Origin of the sequence: Mesorhizobium sp. M7A.F.Ca.AU.002.02.1.1 (assembly GCF_003998535.1) — a bacterium.
GTDB lineage: Bacteria > Pseudomonadota > Alphaproteobacteria > Rhizobiales > Rhizobiaceae > Mesorhizobium > Mesorhizobium ciceri.
The window spans coordinates 1-4,739 of record NZ_RZPB01000484.1 but is presented as its reverse complement, the minus strand read 5'-3'; the positions used below and the strand labels follow the sequence as shown (position 1 = coordinate 4,739).

Here is a 4,739-nt window from a genome sequence, read left to right as displayed (position 1 = left end):
CAGTCTCCCAGGCGCCAGCGCCGGCATCGCGGTCTATCCGATCGACGCCGACAATGCTGGGGATTTGCTGGTCCATGCCGACCTGGCGCTTTATTCCGCCAAGAAGCTTGGCGGTGGCAACTTCTCCTTCTTCTCCGAGGAACTGCGCCGCGAACTCGATTATCGCAAGCAGCTCGAGCACGACATCAAGGTCGCCATCGCGGAGCGGGCGTTCCAGGTCTATTTCCAGCCGCAGGTCTCGCTGACCAACGGCACGATCAGCGGCATAGAGGCGCTGGTGCGCTGGAACCATGCGGAGCGCGGCATGATCCCGCCCGGCGAATTCATCCCGGTCGCCGAGAAATGCGGCTTCATGCCCGAGATCGGCCGCATCGTCATCACCAAGGCGATCAACGAGGCGGCCGAATGGAATCGCGCCGGCATTGCCTTCGGACGGCTTGCCGTCAATGTTTCCGGCACCGAGCTGCGCGAGCACGATTTCGATGCGTTCTTGTTCGAGACGCTGGAAAAGGCTGGGCTGCCGCCGCAAAAACTGTCGCTGGAAATCGTCGAATCCGTCATCCTCGACGACGAAAAGACAGGCATCGCCGCCAAGCTGCGCCACATCAGGGCAGCCGGCGTCCATCTCGAACTCGATGATTTCGGCACCGGCTATGCTTCGCTCAGCCATGTCAACCCGAACGAGATCGACCGGCTGAAGATCGATCGCCGCTTCGTTCAGAACATCCATGAGAATGGCGACAACTCGAAGATCGTGCGCGCCATCACCGAGCTGGCGCGTGGCCTCGGCATCTCGATCGTCGCGGAGGGTGCCGAAACCGAGGCCGAGCTCGATTCGCTGATGGCGATCGGCTGTGACCAGGTGCAGGGCTACTCCATCGCCTTCCCGATGCCGCACGACAAGGCGCTGGAATGGCTGACCGCTCGCATGCCGAAGAAGGCCAAGCTGACGGTGCTGCAAGGAAGCCTGGCATAGGTACGGCCGGGCTGCCTTGACAACCGCGTGTGAAGATGGCCGCCTTGTCGTGATCGCAACAGGGATATCGGGGCTGATGACACCGTTTCGGTTTGCCCTTGCGGCACTGCTGATCTTTGCGGCCCCCGCCCAGGGCGCCGATCGCACCATCTATCTTACCTTCGACGATGGGCCGCTGAACGGCACAAGCAACATCCTCGACGTGCTGGAGGCCGAGCAGGTTCCTGCAACCCTATTCATGGTCGGCATGCACGCACAGGCGAGCGCTGCCAACAGAGCGCTCGTCCAGCGCGCCAAGCAGCTTCCTCTGGTGACGCTCGGCAACCACAGCTACAGCCATGCCTACAATCACTACCGGCATTTCTACGGCGACACCGAGGGTGTCGTCGCCGACATGGTACGGGCAAACGCGGTGCTCGGCTTGAAGCCCGTGGTGCATGCAAGGCTGCCGGGGCGCGACGTGTTCAGGCTGCCCTCCATGTCGAAGAACGACACTTCGCTTGGCCTCGCCCAGGAGGGGCATGAAGAGCCCGACTACGAATTTGTCGCGGCCTCAGGCTTCTATCTCTACGGCTGGGACCATGAATGGGTGCACAAGGACAACGGCGAGCCGGTGCAGAGCGTCGACCATCTGGTCAGCGAGATCGATCATCTGTTCGGCTATGGCCGCTTCGTCAAGCCCGGCAAGCTGATCCTGCTGATGCATGACGAGATGTTTCAGGACGGCTTCGACGGCAAGACGAAGCTGACCAATTTGATCGCCGCGCTGAAGCTGCGCCGTTACGCCTTTGGGGCAATCCAGGGCTACGACGACTGAACCGGTGAGGACGGCGAGTTCTTCAGCGGATGTGCATCGGTACCCGATGCTGTCGCATGGCCGGCAAGGCGTCAAAGCACCTCGATCGACTCCCCGCGCAGCTTGTGCCGACGCAATTTGATGTATGTGCGCAAATTAGGCGTCATCTGAAAGCCCACCAGCTTCGTCTCCTGGAGGGGAGCAGCCCACGCCATCGTCTCGTAGCGGGCGCCGTAACCTTCGATGGTGGCGGCAAGATTTTCGCGGCCCAGATTCCTGGCCAGAGTGGCGCAGGCAGCAACCCTCGAACGAATCGACTGGCCGTATTTGGGCGCAAACGCCAGTCCGCCGTCCGCCAGGTCATCGACCTCATGGGCAAGCGCCAGGAACAGAATGTCCTCGTCGCCGGTCGGCACACCTTTGTCCACAATGCGCTCGGGATCTCCCGTGTCGAATTTCAGTCCGACCACGCGAGCGACAAGACCCTCGACGCGAGGACCAATTTTTTGCTCCAGCCACTTGCGATGAGCATCGGTTCGCCTGCTGGATTTGCCGTCCGGATACTGGCCTCCGTCATAGGCGGCGTGAAACATAGCGGCGAGGACAAGATCGACGCTTTGGTCGAAATGCGCGACCGACGACGCAGCTCCCACCGCATGGCAGATGAAAGGCCGTCCCGTCTTGCGATAACGGCCGTTGAACATCGCGCAACACACACGATACGCCTTCTGCACCCTGGCGATATCGGCAAGCGGATATCCAGCCTCGTATAGCTGGATGTAAAGCGCCGTGTTGGTCTGGCGCGGAACGAACAGATCTTCTTTGGTCAACTTGTCCCCCCGAACGTTGTTAGGTTTTCCGGCGACTTCTCGCTCCCGAAGCCAGCGGCTTCGGTATTCTTGCACAGATTTTACAGAAGAGTTGAGCCTGACCTCTTCCCACCAGGATCAGCCGGACAATGGAACGTTACAAATGTGATGAGGGAAGTCCAGTCCAAGGAAATTCTTGGTCCGCAGGGTTCTATCCCCCGACATTGCCCCGCAACACAGCCAGCACCTGCGCGAACTCCGCCAGACGCTCGTCGGTCAATCCCACTCGCAGCCGCTTGTCGAAGACGAGCGCGGCCTTGCGCAGTGTCTCGAACATCGCTTCTCCGGCCTCGGTCAATTCGACCAGATGAACCCGGCGGTTGACGGGGTCGCGGCGGCGCATCAGCAGGCCCTGCGCCTCCATGGCGTTGAGATGATGGGTCAGCGTCGCGCCCTGGATACCGATCATGCCGGCAAGCTCGCGCTGGTTGGCAAGGTTGCTCGACTTGACCGATAGCAGCGTGAGCCAGATCGGCAATGTACCTCCAGCCTCGACCAGGGCAGCATCGAAGGCCTGGGCAACCAGCTTGGCGGTTCGTCCGAGATTCATGCCGACTGGCGGGCGGTCAAAGGGTGTCATTGCAGGACCCTAGACGGTGTCATGCACGGATGGAACTGGCACGACTTATATATTGACATCTAACCATTCGATATCTAATTATCTAGAGATGGCGGGCTAAAGAGGAAATCCGGTCATGCAATATGTCTACATCGTCGTTATCGGTCTTCATGTCATGGCAGGCGTATTCTGGGCGGGCACGACCATCGCGGTCGGCCGTGACCCGGACATCCGGGCGGAACGGTTCTTCCGGCCGCAAATGGGCGCTGCCGGCCTGGTTTTCCTGACCGGCATACTGCTCTGGTATTTCTTTCACGAGGGTGTTTTCGGCTCGATGGAGAAGGTGCTGGCGCTGGGCATCGTGACGGCCCTGATCGCCGCCGGCGTGCAAGGCGCGCTGGTAGGCTCAACCAGCAGGCAGCTTGCCGGTGCCGATGCGGCAACGGAAAGGCAGTTGCGCGCGAAGATGACAAGAGGCGAGCGCATTGCCGGGGGGCTGTTGGTGCTGACAGTGCTGTGCATGGCCACCGCCAGAATGTTTTGAACGCCGCCACGCGGCACACCCTCACAGAATCGTGCGTTGTCTGGCGACGAGCCAATGACGCGCGAGCGCGCGGCCAGACCGAAGTACATGGGCTCTCGTACGCAGGTCCGGCCGCGCGCCACCGATCCTGGCAACGCCCAATTTCAGATCCGCAAGCCGAACCTGATGCCGTCGTAGATGGCGGCATGGATGTTGCGCGAAGCGACCGCGTCGCCGATGCGGAACAGTACAAAGCCGCCTTCTGGATTGCGCTTGGGGAAGATGTCGCCACCGCTCACCAGCCGTTCGTAGTCGACCGCACCGCCGTTCTTCGACAGAGGCTTCAGCGAGAGATAGAGATCATCGAGCGGCAACGTACCGTGCTCGACCACCACCTGGTCGACCCTGCGCTCGCCGCGCCAGCCATCGGCGAAATCCGATGCCAGTTCGGCGACCAGTTGGTTGCCCTCGCGGCGCACCGAACGCAGCCGCGTGTTGATGGTGATGCTGACGCCCTTTTCCTGAAAGGCGCGCATGTACGGCACATGGTTCATGCCGCCCATTTCCGGGGCAAAGAAACGTTCGGGCGAGACAAGTTCGAGTTTCGAGCCGGCATTGGCGATCAGTTCGGCGGCGCCCATGCCCTGATGGCCGCCATTGTCGTCATAGAGCAGTACATTTTCGGCCGGCTTGACGCTGCCGGCCATGATGTCCCAGCTTGAGGTGACAAGATTGTCGCCGGCCGTCAGCGGCGGGTTCTGCGGCAGGCCGCCGGTGGCGACCACCACCACGTCGGGTGACAGCGCCAGAACATCGTCCTTCTCCGCCCAGGTGTCGTAGCGGATCTCGACGCCGAGCCGGGCGAGTTCAGCCAGCCGCCAGTCGATGATACCGATCAGCTCCTTGCGGCGCGGATTCTGCGTCGCCAGTCGAATTTGGCCGCCGGCCTGGCTCGATGCTTCAAGCACCGTCACCTTGTGGCCGCGCTCGGCTGCGACCCGCGCAACCTCCAGCCC

The 4,739-nt window shown here is 61.5% G+C and carries 6 protein-coding genes; 3 read left to right on the top strand and 3 right to left on the bottom strand.

Annotation, left to right across the window (positions count from 1 at the left end):
* Both EN879_RS24710 and EN879_RS24705 read left to right on the top strand, forming a co-directional pair.
* On the top strand, positions 1-976 hold a 976-nt coding region (locus EN879_RS24710; protein ID WP_127274305.1), incomplete at its 5' end, for an EAL domain-containing protein.
* A gap of 76 nt (positions 977-1,052) precedes the next feature.
* Entirely contained in the window at positions 1,053-1,793 is a 741-nt protein-coding gene (locus tag EN879_RS24705; protein WP_081714379.1) for a polysaccharide deacetylase family protein, read from the top strand.
* Between the two features lie 71 nt (positions 1,794-1,864).
* On the opposite strand, the gene EN879_RS24700 is transcribed toward EN879_RS24705, so the two are convergent.
* Entirely contained in the window at positions 1,865-2,677 is an 813-nt protein-coding gene (locus EN879_RS24700; protein ID WP_224620272.1) for a DUF6817 domain-containing protein, read from the bottom strand.
* 115 nt (positions 2,678-2,792) lie between these two features.
* Positions 2,793-3,221, bottom strand: coding sequence for a MarR family winged helix-turn-helix transcriptional regulator (locus EN879_RS24695; protein ID WP_013532326.1), 429 nt, complete (start codon positions 3,219-3,221; stop codon positions 2,793-2,795).
* Positions 3,222-3,336: 115 nt separating this feature from the next.
* Here EN879_RS24695 and EN879_RS24690 point away from each other — a divergent pair, with 115 nt between their 5' ends.
* Entirely contained in the window at positions 3,337-3,744 is a 408-nt protein-coding gene (locus EN879_RS24690; protein WP_063167732.1) for a hypothetical protein, read from the top strand.
* Between the two features lie 143 nt (positions 3,745-3,887).
* Here EN879_RS24690 and EN879_RS24685 read toward each other — a convergent pair.
* On the bottom strand, positions 3,888-4,739 hold an 852-nt coding region (locus tag EN879_RS24685), incomplete at its 5' end, for an FAD/NAD(P)-binding oxidoreductase (RefSeq protein ID WP_245493860.1).